16 protein-coding genes are annotated in these 16,424 nt (G+C 38.9%); 5 read left to right on the top strand and 11 right to left on the bottom strand.

All coding sequences use genetic code 11. The annotated features are described in order from the left end of the window. The first annotated feature begins 5 nt into the window (after positions 1-5). Both VLB74_RS01115 and VLB74_RS01110 read left to right on the top strand, forming a co-directional pair. Complete coding sequence (locus VLB74_RS01115) at positions 6-551, top strand: RNA polymerase sigma factor (protein ID WP_325201627.1); 546 nt, start codon at positions 6-8, stop codon at positions 549-551. After that, positions 548-2,326: an outer membrane beta-barrel protein gene (locus VLB74_RS01110; RefSeq protein ID WP_325201626.1), complete on the top strand. Its 1,779-nt coding sequence runs from the start codon at positions 548-550 to the stop codon at positions 2,324-2,326. Before VLB74_RS01115 ends, VLB74_RS01110 begins: the two co-directional genes overlap by 4 nt. 91 nt (positions 2,327-2,417) lie before the next feature. Here VLB74_RS01110 and VLB74_RS01105 read toward each other — a convergent pair whose 3' ends face one another. Further along, positions 2,418-3,167, bottom strand: a complete 750-nt coding sequence (locus VLB74_RS01105) for a lysophospholipid acyltransferase family protein (protein WP_325201625.1) — start codon at positions 3,165-3,167, stop codon at positions 2,418-2,420. A gap of 70 nt (positions 3,168-3,237) precedes the next feature. On the opposite strand from VLB74_RS01105, the gene trpS reads away from it, so the two are divergent. Next, positions 3,238-4,209: a tryptophan--tRNA ligase gene (trpS, locus tag VLB74_RS01100; RefSeq protein ID WP_325201624.1), complete on the top strand. Its 972-nt coding sequence runs from the start codon at positions 3,238-3,240 to the stop codon at positions 4,207-4,209. Between the two features lie 229 nt (positions 4,210-4,438). On the opposite strand, the gene dprA is transcribed toward trpS, so the two are convergent. Beyond that, positions 4,439-5,542 carry a DNA-processing protein DprA gene (dprA, locus tag VLB74_RS01095; protein WP_325201666.1) on the bottom strand — a complete coding sequence of 368 codons (1,104 nt, stop codon included), beginning with the start codon at positions 5,540-5,542 and terminating at the stop codon, positions 4,439-4,441. A gap of 283 nt (positions 5,543-5,825) precedes the next feature. Here dprA and VLB74_RS01090 point away from each other — a divergent pair, with 283 nt between their 5' ends. Both VLB74_RS01090 and VLB74_RS01085 read left to right on the top strand, forming a co-directional pair. After that, entirely contained in the window at positions 5,826-6,764 is a 939-nt protein-coding gene (locus tag VLB74_RS01090) for an HU domain-containing protein (protein ID WP_325201623.1), read from the top strand. A gap of 70 nt (positions 6,765-6,834) precedes the next feature. After that, the gene (locus VLB74_RS01085) at positions 6,835-7,350 is read left to right on the top strand and encodes an acyl-CoA thioesterase (protein ID WP_325201622.1); all 516 of its coding nucleotides are present in this window, start codon (positions 6,835-6,837) and stop codon (positions 7,348-7,350) included. A gap of 48 nt (positions 7,351-7,398) precedes the next feature. Here VLB74_RS01085 and VLB74_RS01080 read toward each other — a convergent pair whose 3' ends face one another. The 9 genes from VLB74_RS01080 to atpA all read right to left on the bottom strand — a co-directional run. Continuing rightward, positions 7,399-8,649: a murein hydrolase activator EnvC family protein gene (locus VLB74_RS01080; RefSeq protein ID WP_325201621.1), complete on the bottom strand. Its 1,251-nt coding sequence runs from the start codon at positions 8,647-8,649 to the stop codon at positions 7,399-7,401. A gap of 21 nt (positions 8,650-8,670) precedes the next feature. Continuing rightward, positions 8,671-9,435, bottom strand: coding sequence for a lipoprotein insertase outer membrane protein LolB1 (gene lolB1, locus VLB74_RS01075; RefSeq protein WP_325201620.1), 765 nt, complete (start codon positions 9,433-9,435; stop codon positions 8,671-8,673). After that, positions 9,435-10,787 (bottom strand): tetratricopeptide repeat protein, encoded by a 1,353-nt coding sequence (locus tag VLB74_RS01070; protein ID WP_325201619.1) that lies wholly within the window; start codon positions 10,785-10,787, stop codon positions 9,435-9,437. The genes lolB1 and VLB74_RS01070 overlap by 1 nt, the downstream gene beginning before the upstream one ends. Positions 10,788-10,790: 3 nt before the next feature. Next, entirely contained in the window at positions 10,791-11,801 is a 1,011-nt protein-coding gene (locus VLB74_RS01065; RefSeq protein WP_325201618.1) for a sugar phosphate nucleotidyltransferase, read from the bottom strand. Between the two features lie 81 nt (positions 11,802-11,882). Further along, positions 11,883-12,317, bottom strand: a complete 435-nt coding sequence (gene dut / locus VLB74_RS01060) for a dUTP diphosphatase (protein ID WP_325201617.1) — start codon at positions 12,315-12,317, stop codon at positions 11,883-11,885. A gap of 43 nt (positions 12,318-12,360) precedes the next feature. After that, on the bottom strand, positions 12,361-13,827 hold the full coding sequence (locus VLB74_RS01055; RefSeq protein WP_325201616.1) for a lipopolysaccharide biosynthesis protein: 1,467 nt from the start codon (positions 13,825-13,827) through the stop codon (positions 12,361-12,363). 65 nt (positions 13,828-13,892) lie between these two features. After that, positions 13,893-14,330, bottom strand: coding sequence for a GNAT family N-acetyltransferase (locus VLB74_RS01050; RefSeq protein ID WP_325201615.1), 438 nt, complete (start codon positions 14,328-14,330; stop codon positions 13,893-13,895). 181 nt (positions 14,331-14,511) lie between these two features. Continuing rightward, entirely contained in the window at positions 14,512-15,372 is an 861-nt protein-coding gene (gene atpG / locus VLB74_RS01045; protein ID WP_325201614.1) for an ATP synthase F1 subunit gamma, read from the bottom strand. A 73-nt stretch (positions 15,373-15,445) separates the two neighbouring features. Continuing rightward, a partial coding sequence (gene atpA / locus VLB74_RS01040; protein WP_325201613.1) for a F0F1 ATP synthase subunit alpha occupies positions 15,446-16,424 on the bottom strand: 979 nt, incomplete at its 5' end.

The raw sequence follows: 16,424 nt of genomic DNA, 5'->3' as shown, positions 1-16,424 counted from the left end.
GTGCTTTGGGGTTAGAACAAATCATATATAATTGTCAAAAGAAGGATACAGCAGCTCAAGAGCAGTTGTACAGGCTTCTTGCTCCAAAATTATTCGGTGTCAGTTTAAAATATTCAAGAAATTATACCGAGGCCGAAGATAATTTACAAGACGGATTTATATTGATTTTTGAAAAAATAAACAAATTTGAGTTTAAAGGTTCTTTTGAAGGATGGGCAAAACGGGTATTAATCAATCACATTTTGCAGAAATACCGAACGGAAGGCATTTTCGAAATAATCCATGAAAACATTCCCGATTCGCCTGATGTGGAAATTGAGGAAGATTCACTCACAATGGATTTTTTGGTTTCCATAATTCAGCAATTGCCCGACCGGTACCGATTAGTTTTCAATCTTTATGTCGTAGACGATTACTCCCATAAAGAAATAGCCGAAATGCTTAAGATAACTGTCGGAACATCCAAATCAAATCTGGCCCGAGCCCGAATGATTTTAAAAGATAAAATTGAATCGCATCACGCAAATAAAAAATTCTCATCCATAAAATGAGCGAATTAAATAACATAGACCGCCTTTTTAAAGAAAAATTCAAGGATTTTGAAGTTACTCCTTCCGACAAGGTTTGGGAAAACATCCAGTCCGAAATGAATACTGCCAGGGAAAAAGAAACCAAATTTCTTCCCCTATGGTCACGCTTGTGCAGTTTTCTAGCTGTTTTCCTGATTGGCTTTTCGCTTGCCACTACTTTCATTGCTGGCCCTTTTGGAGTATCCAATCACTTTAGTAAAAAAACTGATGAGGGAGCTACCCTTGGAAGCGACTCAAAAACGACGGATAACAAATCCCAGAATGTTATTGTAAAATCTGGTTCTTCCGAGAGCTTTATCAGTAAGGATAACGCTGTTGTTGCTCAAGACAATGAAAAAATAGATATTACGGCCTCTAAAAACAAAAACAATGCTACTGGTAAAAATCATAAAAGCACTGTATCCGGCAATCCTTTTTCAAAAAACCATTTAAGCAGTTCTAAAAATTCGGATTCAAAAACCGAAAGTTATCTGTCACACAATACCAATACTGACGATCCGACTTCAACAAAAAAAGATACAGAGAAAAGCGTAACATTGGCATCTCAAAAGTCTTTAGCTACTGTTGATAAAAACAAAGCAGCAACTACTGACACCACTTCGAAAAACAGTTTGTCAGGAACCGATATAATCCGTTTGCAGGACAACAACATTACTGCAGCCGATATGGATGCTGACACTGAACTAAATGACTTTGACGGCAATTTTGATCCTTATGCAAACACATCAAAAGTAGCTCATGAAGTAGGCAGTAAATATGTGCAGAAAAAAGAACAACAAAGCATAATCAGCAATACTGGCATTACTGCTGCTGAATCAAACGGAAACTCAAAAATTGCGACAACCGAGGCTTCTTCCAAATCAGGAAGCAGTAAATCAAAATTCAATCCGAAAGAAACTACCGGCAGTACTATCATAATTAAAGACTCTGCAACAATAAAACAAAACAAGATTGCTGAAGGAACAAAAACCAAGACCGATCCTAAAAAAGAATCTGAAGACAAAAATACTGATGACCGAGATGGGAAAAAATCGAAATGGATTGTCAGCACTAATTTTGCTCCGGTATATATGAACTTAAACGGTTCCGGATCTTCTTTGGATCCCCAGTTTGATGGGAATTCAAAAAGCTACCAGACGAGTATGAGTTATGGTGTCGGATTAAAATACGCGTTGAATAAAAAATGGTCTGTCCGTACCGGTGTAAATCTCCTGAATTTTGAATACAGCACAAACGATATTTCTTATTACAATTCCACAAGCGGAAACGGCTTACAATATGTAAATGAAAACGGAAACGGAAACAGCATAGTAATTGAAAATCCCGATCCAAAAGGAATTGCCTATAATGATAGTGGCATTGTTACTACCCGATTCAAAGGAAATTTAGACCATAAAATGAATTATGTTGAAGTTCCTGTCGAATTCACCTATAAAATTTTAAACAGAAAATTAAGTATTGACGCGATCGGGGGAATGAGTTCCCTGTTTTTGAATGACAACAAAGTTTCGGTCGTTTCGGCAGGCTCAAGTCTTGCCATTGGTGAGGCAAACAATCTGAATAAATTACATTTCAGTACTAATGTGGGATTAGGTTTAAGCTACAGTTTCCTGAAAAACCTTCATGCAAACATAGAACCTATCCTAAAGTACCAGATCAACACATATGATAACAATACCGGAAACTTTAAGCCCTATTTCATAGGCGTTTACAGCGGAATAAGCTATAGTTTTTAAGTTAGTTAAGTTTTAGTTAAGTCAGTCATTTTCTGTGGTGGGAAATGGCGTAAAAAGCACTCTTTTGGGTTAGAGTGCTTTTTTATTTGTATTATTTTGTGTTTTCAAATTCCGTAAGCTGCTCCAAAATAACATTTCGAACACTGTCCTTTATTTCCTTTTTATCTTCCAGTGTTTTACCGAACGTCTCAACGGGTTGATGAATTTTTATTCTCATTTTTCCGGGGCTTCCGCTGAAAAAAGTAAATGAAAACCGCTCTTTCACATCCCCGAACGTCATGGGTAAAATGGGCAACTGGTGCTCAATTGCGATGCGGAAAGCGCCATCCTTAAACTCATCTAAAATAATGCTTTCGTCTTCCGGCACACCGCCCTCCGGAAAGATGCAAATACTCAAACCCTGATTGATTCTTTTCTGTGCGCGTTCAAAAACTTCGAAACGACTTTTGGAACTTTTTCTGTCCACCAAAATACAGGTGCGTTTGTAGAAAAATCCAAAAACAGGCAGTTTTACCAATTCCTTTTTGCCAACAAAAACAAAGGGATGTTTTTTTACCAAAAGCAACATCAGCATAATATCCATCATCGAGGTATGGTTGGCAACCAACATATAACTTTTACCTTCCTCCAACTCGAAGTCTTTTTCCAGTTCATAATGAAATCCCATTCCATAAAGGATGATTCCGGCCCAAAGACGAGCCAACACAAAAAATTGCGGATATGTTTTTTCGGAGAGGATTGATAAGAACAAAAGAGGAAACAACACCAGAATTGGCACTACAACCAGTATATAAAACCAAATGCGCCAAAGTGTCCAGAAAAGAATCTTAAAAATTTTCATAGCACCAAATGTAGCAAATCAGGGTAAACATTTTAGTAAAACGTTTACCTTTGCGTAAATTTTTTTACAAATGGCAAAAATACTAACCGGAGTTCAAAGTACAGGAACACCACATTTAGGAAATCTTTTGGGTGCGATTTTACCAGCTATCGAAATGGCCAATCAACCCGAAAACGAACCGTTTCTTTTTATTGCCGATTTCCATTCGGTAACTCAGATCAAAGACGGAAAAACGTTACGTGAAAACACCTACAGTACGGCAGCGGTATGGCTTGCTTGTGGTTTAGATGTTAACAAAGTGGTTTTCTATCGTCAGAGTGATGTCCCGCAAACGGCCGAATTATCCTGGTATTTGAGCTGTTTTTTTCCATTTCAGCGACTGACATTGGCCCATTCTTTTAAAGACAAAGCCGACCGTTTGGAAGATGTGAACGCCGGTTTATTCACCTATCCGATGCTAATGGCGGCTGATATTTTATTGTATGATGCCGAAATCGTCCCAGTAGGGAAAGACCAATTACAGCATGTTGAAATCACCCGTGATGTGGCTTCCCGTTTTAACTTTCAGATGGGAGAAACCTTCGTGTTGCCAGAAGCGAAGACCGACGAAAACACCATGATCGTTCCGGGAACCGATGGCGAGAAAATGAGTAAATCCCGAAATAATTTCATCAATATTTTCCTTGACGATAAAGCACTGCGCAAACAGGTAATGAACATCCAGACCGATAGCACACCGTTGGAAGCTCCGAAAAACCCGGACACCTGTAACGCTTTTGCCATCTACAGTTTGTTGGCAACCGACGAACAGATCGAGAAAATGAGAGCCAATTATTTAGGTGGAAATTACGGATACGGACACGCAAAGCAGGAGCTTTTTGAACTGATCGTATCCAAATTCGAAACCGAAAGAGCAAAATACAATCATTACATCAACAATTTGGAGGAAGTAGACCAACTGTTAAAAATGGGCGCCGAAAAAGCGCATAAAATAGCAGATGGCGTTCTGGCCAGAGTAAGAGAAAAATTAGGATTTGAATAAATAAAAAGAGGCTGTCTTAAAAGGCAGCCTCTTTTGTGTTTTAATATTCTTAACCCATCACTGTTTAACTTAATATAGTTTTTTTAAACCAGTTAATTCATTTAAGTTTTCAGTGTTTTGAAAATCTTTTATGACTTATATATTTACAAATGACAATACATTCTGGTAAATTGATTTTTTTTATACCATGTAAGCTATTTTAGTATTTTGACTTTTGAGGCAGTGTCTTTTATACCGCTTCAAAAAGCCTGCCCGGAAGCGGACGAATGGCGCCCTTTAATTCCATTTGCAACAGCAATGAAGAAATTTTAAAAATCGGGAATCCGCATTCGAGGGCGATGATATCTAAAAGCTCTTTTCCGTTTTTTTGAAGGAAATCATAAACCCGCTGTTCTTCCGGCTCCAAGGAAATGAACAGCTGTCCCTGAACAACATTTCTGTTTTTTTCCTCTAACTCCCAATTAAGCATATATACAATATCGGCGGCAGAAGTCAGCAGATGCGCCCGCTGCGTTTTGATCAGATTATTGCAACCCTGACTGTACTTATCACTGCTTCTTCCCGGTACGGCAAAAACATCACGATTATAATCATTGGCTATGTTTGCGGTAATCAGGGAACCTCCTTTTTCGGCACTTTCGATTACTATGGTCGCTTCGGACATTCCGGCAACGATACGGTTACGCCTTATGAAGTTTTCTCGTTCGGGACTGGAAGTACTCCAAAATTCGGTCATAAACCCGCCATTTTGTTCCATTTTACCGATATACTTTTTGTGCATTTTTGGATAAATCTGGTTTAATCCGTGCGCGAGTACGCCGATAGTCTGCAAACCGCAGTCAATTGCCGTCTGATGCGCGACAATATCCACACCATAGGCAAAACCGCTGACGATAACGGGATTCAATGGGGATAAATCCTCAATCAATTTCCTGGTGAAATCGGTTCCGTAACTGGTAATTTGACGGGTACCGACTATGGAAATAAGCTTCCGGTTCTGTAGATCGATTTGGCCGGATTGAAACAATACCACGGGACTGTCAATGCAATGTTTCAGTCTTTCGGGATAAATAGGTTCCTGATAAAACGTAAAATCGATATTTTCCTTTTCGATGAATCGGATTTCAGTTTGAGCCAAATCAAATACAGACGTGTTCTTGAGATTTTTTAAAAGCACCTCACCGACACCGTCAATGGCCAGGAGGTGGGATCTTTTTTCAGAGAAGACCTTCTCGGCAGAACCACAGTGATTGATAAGTTTTTTTGCGACGATGTCCCCCACACCTTCGACTTTTAAAAGTGCCAGGGTATAATATAAATCAGATGTTGTCATGGCGTATAAATGAAAATCAAAGGAAAACATTTTTTTTTATATTTTGAAATAAAAAGATTACAAAAAACAAAATAGTTTATCCCCTAGCCCTGATAGAACGGAAATCCTTTTCTTGTGAGATTGTTATACAATTTCGCAAGAAAAGATTGGAGAGAAAGCAGGAATACGGATTGCTGAAATACCCAAATCATTCGCTCCCAAAACGTTACAACAAAAATACGATTGTTAATAAAATTTGTTGATAATTTTTGGTTGTGCTTATTGAATAATTAAATTTGTAGATATGAAGATTGAAAACTACATCTCCGCCTTACTCTACCGTTACCAGTGCGTTACCGTACCGGGTTTCGGTGCTTTTCTTACAGAAATCAAATCGGCTCAATTGGACGAAAATACCAATACGTTTTTTCCGCCGAAGAAGGTCATTTCATTTAACCCGCATTTGAAAAACAATGACGGATTGCTGGCAAACCATATTTCGTTGCAGGAGAAAATCTCATATAATGAAGCTGTTATAGTCCTGCAGAATGAAGTATCGCTTTGGAAAGATCAATTGCAAAGAAGAGAGATCCTGGATTTGAAAAACATTGGCGAAATTTCGGTTAATGCGGAATGGAATTGGGTTTTCGAACCAATTTCTTCGGTAAATTACCTGGCCGATGCTTTCGGTTTGAGTGCCGTGGTGACTCCGTCCATCCAGCGTGAAGTTTTAAAAGCACAGGTGGAAGCTTTGGAAGAGAAGGCACCTATTGTTTTTACTCCGGAAAGAAAGAAAAATTATTCGTTCCTGAAATATGCCGCAGCCATTATTTTGACAGTTGGTGCGGGAGGAGCTGCTTATAAATATCAGTTCGAACAGCAGTTTGCCAACGATAGCCTGTTGGTAGAAAAAGCCGTTCAGCAAAAAGTGGAACATAAAATCCAGCAGGCAACCTTCTTTATTGAAAATCCGCTGCCGGCCGTTACGTTGAATGTTTCCGAGAATACCAAAAAGCCGTATCATATAGTTGCCGGCTCCTTCCGCAATGAAGAAAATGCGACTAGAATTTTTAATGAACTGAAAACGCTAGGTTTTGAACCGATTCGCCTGGAACAGAATCAATTTGGATTGTTCCCGGTTTTATACGGAAGTTTTTCCAGTTATACGGAAGCACAAACCAAAATGAAAGAAATTCAGAAATCACACAATAAAGAAGCCTGGGTGCTGATTAAAGAATTATAATATTATTAAATCCTCAATTTTTGAGGATTTTTTTATGCTTTTATTGCTAACTTTGTAAAAACACAATGCGATGCAAGAGAAAAAACCATCCGACTCTGTAACCGTCATAACTGATTTAGTTTTGCCTGGTGAAACCAACCCACTGAACAATCTTTTCGGGGGCGAATTGTTAGCGCGTATTGACCGTGCGGCGAGTATAACTGCCCGTAGACATTCGCGCAGAATTTGTGTAACCGCTTCGGTAAACCATGTGGCTTTTAACAGGTCCATCCCACTGGGTGCAGTTGTTACTATTGAGGCAAAGGTTTCGAGAACCTTCACCAGTTCAATGGAAATTATGAGTGATGTCTGGACGGAAGACCGCGAATCCGGAATTAAAAACAGTGCCGGTCAGGCCATTTATACCTTTGTGGCCGTAGACGACACCGGAAATCCGGTTCCAATTCCGCAGGTAGTACCAGAAACAGAAGAAGAGAAAAAACGTTTTGAAGCCGCCTTGAGAAGAAAGCAGTTGAGCCTGATTCTTGCCGGTAAAATGAAACCTACCGATGCTACGGAATTAAAAGCCTTGTTTTTTGGGGAGTAATTTTAAACTGATATAAAAAAGCCGCTTGATTTAAGCGGCTTTTTTTGTTTACATATTACTGATCCAACTCTGTGGATTAAGTGTTGTCGTGTTTTGCGTCACCATAAATTTCATTACGCATTTTCCTGCTGAATTGGTGTGAATTTTACCAATATTTTGTTTTGCTGACACTTTATCGCCCGTAGACACAGAAACACTAGATAAGTTTAGATAAACTGTAATGTAATCTCCGTGTTGGATATAGACTGCAATATTTTTACCTGATATTATTTGGACACGCAGTACCTCACCAGCAAAAACGGCTCTGGCATTGGACCCACTTTCAGTTGTTATCTCCACACCACTATTGTGTACCGTCAAATCAGGATATCCAGGGTAAGGCTGATCACCGTAACCCAAAGAGACATATCCTTTCTGTACTGGCCATGGCAATTTTCCGCGACTGGCTTTAAAATTATCTGCCAGTTCTTTTCCTTCGGTCGTTAGTACAAATTTAGCAGGATCAGCTGCTCCCGATGACGATTTGTTAACAATGGTTTTTCCGGAGGCGGCGGCTTTCTTATTGGCTGCAGCAATTGCCTCGCGAATCATCTTCTGAATCTGTTTGTCGATTTTTCGCGTTTCGGCCTGCATCTTTTTAATCTCGGCAGCGTATTTCTTTTTATCTTTCTGAACAATTTGGGCTAAACGCTGTTGTTCAGCCTTGTCTTTTTCATATTCCTTTTTCTCCTGTTCGCTTTCCTTAATTACTTTCTCCTTTTCTTTCTTCTTAACTTCGAGTACCTCTGTGGCTTGAGAAAGCTGATTGGTTTTTATCTTGATTTCCTCTCCCTGCATTTTCCTGAAACTGGCATACTGTTTCATGTACTGCATGCGCTTATAGGCCTGAAGGAAATTTTGTGAGGACAAAAGAAACATATAACGGCTCTGCTCCGAACGGCTTTTATAGGACTTTACAATCATATTGGCATAATCCGTTTTCAGGTCTTTCAACTCACGGTTTAGCTTATTGATTTCCAATTGTTTCAGGTAAATATCATCCGAAAGCATTCGTTTCTGCTTGGAAGTGGTATTGATGAGTTTCTGGCTCAACTGAATTTTCTTATTCTGTTGAGCAATCTGACCCAAAATATTTTTTTCCTTTTTCTTTTCTTCCTGAAGACGGATCTGCACCTCCTGAATTTCCTTCTGAAGTTGCGCTTTTCGTTCTTCTAACTGGCGTTGCTTGTCATCATTGGGTTGTGCCCAGGCAACAGTTGCCAAACAAAAGAAAAATATAGAGAGCAGTATTTTATGCATTGTAAAATAATTTTGGCAAATTTAATCAATAAAAATTTGTTCGTAGCCATTCGGCACGTCATAAGAAAAAGATAATGATTCGTCAAAAATAACGGCACTATACCCTATTTCAATATTAACCTTGTTTTCCTGCATCGCCTGAATTGCGATATCGAACGGCATGATTCCTTTGGATGAAGTTTTATGAGACAGATAATCAATCACTAAAGAACGACCTTCTCTCTTTTGGGTAAGAACTTCTTTTTTCAGCAGAAAATTAGCTCCTTCGAATAAAAATTCTTTTTCGGTATTTCCGTTCCCTTTGCTTTTTAACTTGTACAGATTATTTTCAACAGATTCCTCGTACTTCCCTTTAGTGAGATCATCTATTGCCTGTCCGAGGAACAGGTTTTGCACTTTCTGAAAATCAAGATCTGTTCCCAGCCATCGGCTTAAAAGCGAATAATCGCCTTCAAAATATTTTCCGTTGATCTTTTCGTAATAACTCACTTTTTCGGGAGTAATCATCGCTTTAGCCATCGTAATTCCTAAAAAACGAACAATTACCAATATTTTCTCATCTTTCTTGATTCGGATTTCTGCACTTACATTTTGGGTTTGCTTATCGTCTTCATAACGGGCATTGGCCTTAATGTTTACGGTTTCAAAATCTTTCCTGTTGGCATAATGTCCGGAAACAACTTTGGACATCGCCATAGTATCGGCAGCGCCACTTTCGGCAACCAATTGTTTGGGTTTACAGGAAAATATAAGAAGGAGTCCGAAGACCGCTAACCATTTTTGCATTATTTTTTTTGTTTTAACAATTGTTCCGCCTTGTTGAAATAGCTGTATTTTTTATTTTGATCTCCCAGTCCGTTGTAGGCTTCACCCAATTGAATATTAAAATTAATTTCCAAATCAATGTCATCAACAACAAAATCTATTCCCGAATTTAAAATCGAAACCGCTTTTTTGAAATTTTTCAATTGGTTTTGTGCCATACCGGCGTAAAAATACAATCGTGCATGCGTTGGAAACATTTGAAGATAGTCATCGGCTCGCTTGTACACTTTATCAAACTGGTTTTTGTCGGTATACGCCTGCAACAATAATTCAATGACGAGTATATCGTCTTTTTGTTTCAACAGACTTTTCTCAAAATAATAAATGGCCTTATCCGTTTTCTTTTTGTTTAGAAAAAAGATACCGATCTCTTTAGGCACATTAACAGTGGTATCATCGGCGAAATAATCAACCGCCTGTTCCAGTTCTTTGTCAAAGGAATTGGTGTTGTTAACGAAAATCAGAAATTCGTTTAAGACCCGATGCTTAACCTTTGTTTCGATTTTAGAACTTTTCATGATAGCAAACATCGCCTGAGCCGCCTTCTCACCATTTCCTTCGTTCAGTCGAAGTTTGAACAGGCTGACCTGGGCCCAATCCGAATCAGGAATATTCTTTTCTAATTTCCTGGCCACTTCCAAGGCTTTATCTTCCTGATTGCTTTCAGAATACAGATAAATCAACTGAATATAATTTTCTTCTACTTGCGGAAATTTTACAATAGCCGCTTCCAATTGTTCCTTTTCGGGCTTTTTGAACTGGCTTTCGCTCAAAATCTGAAGCTTATAGGTTTCCATCATTTGAGAAATATTTGAAGTCCGCTCCATTTCCTCAATAAGTGCCAATGCTTTTTCAAATTGACGGGTATACATATAGAGCGACACCAAATCATCCTGAAATTCCTTATCAAATTCGATTAGTTTCTGAACCACGGTAATTGAACGCGGATAATCTTTGGTTTCATAATAAACATCATACAGGCCGTTCCAGTACCAACGTTCTTTGGGGTTCAGATCGACGGCTTTCTGAAAGGCCCTTTCTGCCTCGGGGTATTTTTTCAGTGCCAGGTAATTTTTTCCCAACTCGTGATGTAAAACCGGATTGTTGGGTTCTTTGGCGAGGCAAAACGCTAATTCTCCAATTGCCTTATCATAATTTTCAATCCCTTTTTGCTTTAACGATTCAAAGAAATGCTCTTCAAATTCATTTTTGGCGATGGCGATGGAATCCGGTTCAGTTTGGGCAAAAGACAACCCCGAGAACAACATGGTTCCCAAAACAGCTATAACTTTTATCCAAACCTTCACTTTCATATCTTATTCTAAAACGGAATAATCTCCGATGCTTATTGCTTTAAAATTTCCGTCAAACGCCGCATGGTTTCCAATCATGGCATTGTCTAAATCGGCATTTTTAATATGCGCATGTGTTTGTACCAAACTATTCTTAATTGTTGTGTTCATCAGGTGCGTTGCTCTTCCCAAAGACACATTAGGTCCTACAGTCGAATTGACCAACACTACATCATCCCCGATGAAACAAGGCGGAATAATGGTCGAATTCTCAATTTTTGCCGAAGCCGAAACCATATCCACCCCATCCTCATGAAGAAAACGCAGCATACGTGAATTGGTATCTACCGTAACCTCCTTGTTACCGCAATCCATCCATTCGTCTACTTTACCAGGCACAAATTTCATGCCTTTTTGTTTCATGTTCTCCAATCCGTCGGTCAATTGGTATTCACCACCTTTAACAACATTATTATCTAATAAATATTGTAATTCCGAACGTAAAGTTTCGCCGCTTTTGAAATAATAAATTCCGATGATGGCCAAATCAGAAACAAATTCCTTTGGTTTTTCCACGAAATCCACAATCTGATTGTTTTCGTTCAGTTGTACCACACCGAAAGCGCTCGGGTCTTCCACCTGTTTAACCCAAATCACGCTATCGGCAGAAGTATCAAGTGTAAAATCCGCACGGAATAATGTATCGGCGTAAGCGACAACAATAGGACCGCTCATGCTTTCTTTGGCACACATGATGGCATGTGCCGTTCCCAAAGCTTCATTCTGATAATAGATTCTTCCTTTGGAACCTAATTTTTCGGCAATGGCAATCAAATCGTTTTCAACCTGCTTGCCAAAACTCTCATGGATAATGAAGGCAATTTCTTCAATTTCCTGATTGATTACCCCGGCAATATCTTCTACCAAACGGTGTACGATCGGCTTTCCTGCAATCGGGATCAAAGGCTTTGGAATGGTCAATGTGTGAGGACGAAGGCGTGAACCACGTCCGGCCATCGGTACTATTATTTTCATTTTTATATTATGCGATTGAAAATTAAATGATTAAAAAATCCTGTATTTAAAATCATTCAGTCTTTAAATTATTAAATCTGTTTACTTCACTCCGGTACTTCCAAAGCCACCTTCACCGCGGGACGTTTCGGTAAGTTCAACGGTTTCCAGCCATTCCGCACGTTCGTGTTTCGCAATGATTAACTGTGCAATTCGCTCTCCGTTTTCAACTACGAAAGACTCATTGGATAAATTTACCAAAATCACCCCGATTTCACCGCGATAATCCGCATCAACGGTTCCGGGAGAATTCAGCACCGTAATGCCTTTTTTGAATGCCAGTCCGCTTCTCGGACGCACCTGCGCTTCATATCCGATGGGCAATTCGATGAAAAGACCGGTTTTTACCAATGCTCTTTCCAGCGGTTTTAACGTTATAGGTTCCGAAATATTTGCCCGTAGGTCCATCCCTGCCGAAGCATTTGTTTCGTAATTAGGCAATGGGTGTTCTGATTTATTAATGATTTTGATTGTCATCGCTGATAACTATTACTGTATTGAAAGTCTAAAAATAAAAAAATTAAGCCACTTTTCGGCGGATAATGCGCAACAAAGTTTCTTTTTCGTTATGATAAATAAAATAAGTGAATACTAAAATAGCCGCGATTCCGAAAATATAGCTTTCGCGGAAAATGTCAACATAGAACGAAAGTCCCGCTAACAATGTTGAAACCCCAAGATAACCGAAAATTCTCATTTTATCGTACGGTATCGGATAGTGTTTATTTCCAAGATAATAGGATATACTCATCATGGTTCCATAAGCGGCCAAAGTCCCGATAGCGGAACCCATGTATCCGAACTTCGGAATCAGCAGAAAGTTTAAAGCCAAGGTCACTACAGCGCCGACTGCCGAGATATAAGCCCCGATTTTTGTTTTATCGATTAGCTTGTACCAAACCGACAAGTTCGTGTAAATTCCCAAAAAGAAGTTGGCCAAAACGATTAACGGCACCACTTTCATAGCATCCCAATAGTCCGGATTCGGCACCAAAAACAATTTTATGATATCTGAAAAGACCACTACGCCTAGGAAAATCAGCGAACCAAAAATCACGAAATACTTGGTTATGGTAGCGTAGGTCTGCTGGGCATTTTCCTTTTCGGCATGGCTGAAAAAGAACGGTTCAATTCCCAACGTATAGGCTGTCCGGAACAATACCATGAACAGACCAATTTTATAACAGGCACCATACGCCCCGATATTAGACAAACTTACCCCTAAATATTGCAGAAGGATTTTATCGAAATGTTCATTGATTCCGAAGGCGATTCCGGCAAATAAAATAGGGCCACCGTAACGAATCATCTGTTTCCATAATAGGGTGTTAAAATGCCATTTCATTGTAAAATAATCCGGAATAAAAACTATTAAGGTGGCAAGGCTCGCTATTAAATTGGCTATAAAAATGTAACCTATCTGAAATTTGGCTATATAAATACTTGCCCAAAAACCATTCGGATTGGCCGCAACTATTTTTGGAAGAAAGATCAAAAAGAAAACGTTCAGCCCTAAACTGATAAGCACATTTCCAATTTTTATCGCTGCATATCGGGTTGGACGTTGTTCGGCTCTTAATTTAGAAAAAGGGATGACCACCAAAGCGTCCAAAGCCAAAATCCATATCGCATAAATAAAATATTGAGGGTCGACCGCGATAGCCCTCGCGAGGCTGTTTTTGAAAAGAATGGCTACCAACACAAATGCCGCCGTAGACCACACAAGGGAAATTGTCGCTGTCTCAATTACGCTTTTCTTATTCTCTTCTTTATTATAAAATCGGAAAAAAGCCGTTTCCATTCCATAAGACAACAGTACATTGAAAAAAACCATCCAGGAAAAAATTATGGTTATTTCCCCAAATTCGCTCTTGTTGGGCAGATACTCAACATAGAGCGGATTAAGCAAAAAACTTATCATTCTCGGAAGCACCGTGGCGATTCCGTAAATGAAGGTCTGTTTAAAAAGGTTTTTATAAAGACTCAAAATGTACTGTTTTGACTAATGTTACACAAAAGTAAGCAATCCGTCGGTTTCTTTTCGAAAGAAAATTAAGTTAGTCCTTCTTTGTCGAGGATTTTCACAAAGTGAAACCCTTTGGGCGCATATCCCTGATTGTAGTAGAAACGATGCGCTCCGAAATTTGTTGTAAATGCATCCAAAACGATATTGGTGCAGCCCAAATCCAACGCTTTCTGTTCGACAAAATCAGTCAGCATTTTACCGATTCCCTGCGAGCGGAATGCTTCGTGGACAACGAAATTGTCAATTTCCAGATATTTTCCGCTCCATAGTTTGGTCGAAAACCAGCAGCCTGTAATCCCAATACAATTATCCTTATCAAAAACCGCAATCTGTGTATAGTTATTCGGAATCATGTCCTTTAAAAAAGATTCGTATTTCTCAAAGGTCATTTTTGGGTACAATTGACGGATTAATTCCAATTGCGCTGTCATTTCAGCCAGGGCGGTGAGTTCTTTTATTTCCACTTTTCGTATTTGAATTTCCGAATAAATGTAAAAAAACTGATACAAAAGTCAAAATAATAAAAACTTAAATGACTTATCTGGTTTTAAAAACTGTACTTAATAAAGTATCGTTGATAACATTAAAACATAAAAAAGGCCGCCTTTTTTAAGACAGCCTTTTTATTTTTATTTAAAAATTACCTTAATTATTCAAAGCTTCCGCTCCACCAACGATTTCCAAGATTTCGTTTGTAATGGCAGCCTGACGCGCTTTGTTATAAGTTAATTTCAATTGATTTCTCAATTCGGTTGCGTTGTCCGTAGCTTTGTGCATAGCAGTCATACGCGCTCCATGCTCCGCTGCAAAAGAATCTCTTACCGCTTTGTACAATTGTGTTTTTAATGATTTCGGAATCAAAGTCAACACGATTTCTTCTTTTGTCGGCTCAAAAATATAATCAGAAGCAGCTACTTCGTTACTTTCGATAGGTGCCAATGGCAAGAATTGCTCATTTACTACAACTTGAGTAGCGGCATTTTTAAACTGGTTGTACACCAATTCAATTTTATCGTAATCGCCATTCACAAATAATTGTGTTAACGATTCTGCGATAGCGGCAGCGTTCTCAAATGTAAGGTCATCAAAAATAGGGCTGTGGTTACCAACAATTGTGTTTGTTTTAACCAAAGCATCGTTTGCTTTCTTTCCGATGGCAACTATACCAATTTCTTTACCGGCATAAGTTGTCTCTGATAAATTTTTAACCAGTTTAAGTACATTGGCATTGAAAGCGCCACACAAACCTCTGTTTGATGTAACAACAACCAACAATACTTTTTTGACCTCTCTCTGCTCCGTATATTGACCGGCGAAATCGCCTTCCAAAGAAGCGCTAAGATTTTGGATTAATTCGGTTAATTTTTCGGCATAAGGGCGCATCGCTGTAATTGCATCCTGTGCTTTTTTCAACTTTGCTGCAGATACCATCTTCATCGCCGATGTAATCTGCATCGTAGATGAAACGGAAGTAATTCTGTTACGTATTTCCTTTAAGTTTGCCATTGTTCTTTAGTAATTAGTAAACAGTAATTAGTAGTTAGCTATACACCAACTACTAATCACTATTCACTTAATATTAATATTTTGCAGAAATCTCTTTTGCCGCTTTCTCTAAAACATCAGTGATGTTATCGTCGAATTTACCAGCTTTTAAAGCGTCCAACACATCTCTGTGTTTCGCTTTTAAATAGTCCAAGAAATCATTTTCAAATTCTTTTACTTTGTTAACCGGAACATTTCTTAATAAGTTTTTAGTTCCAGCGTAGATAATCGCAACCTGCTCTTCTACAGTAAACGGAGTGTTAACCGCTTGTTTCAGGATTTCAACGTTACGTCTACCTTTTTCAATTACGTTCAAAGTAACAGCATCCAAGTCAGAACCGAATTTCGCGAACGCTTCAAGCTCACGGAATTGTGCCTGGTCTAATTTCAACGTACCGGATACTTTTTTCATTGATTTGATTTGCGCATTACCTCCTACACGAGATACAGAGATACCTACGTTAATCGCCGGACGTACCCCTGAGTTGAACAAGTCAGACTCCAAGAAAATCTGTCCGTCTGTAATCGAAATTACGTTTGTTGGGATATAAGCAGAAACGTCACCCGCTTGTGTTTCGATGATTGGTAACGCTGTTAACGATCCACCACCTTTAACGATTGGTCTTAACGATTCCGGTAAGTCATTCATGTTTTTAGCAATGCTGTCATCAGCAATTACTTTACAAGCTCTTTCTAATAAACGAGAGTGTAGGTAGAAAACGTCTCCAGGATATGCTTCACGTCCCGGTGGTCTTCTTAATAAAAGAGAAACCTCACGGTAAGCAACAGCTTGTTTAGATAAATCATCATAAACAATCAAAGCTGGACGACCAGAATCTCTAAAATATTCTCCAATTGCAGCACCTGCCATAGGAGCATAAACTTGCATTGGAGCAGGATCAGAAGCATTTGCAGCTACGATCACTGTATAAGCCATTGCTCCTTTTTCTTCTAAAGTTTTTGCAATTCCAGCAACTGTAGAAGCTTTTTGTCCAATAGCTACATATATACAA

The sequence above is a fragment of the Flavobacterium sp. genome (genome assembly GCF_035456225.1).
In the GTDB taxonomy this organism is placed as follows: Bacteria; Bacteroidota; Bacteroidia; order Flavobacteriales; family Flavobacteriaceae; genus Flavobacterium.
Note: the sequence above shows the minus strand (reverse complement) of the source record. Positions and strands in the feature narration are given on the sequence as shown.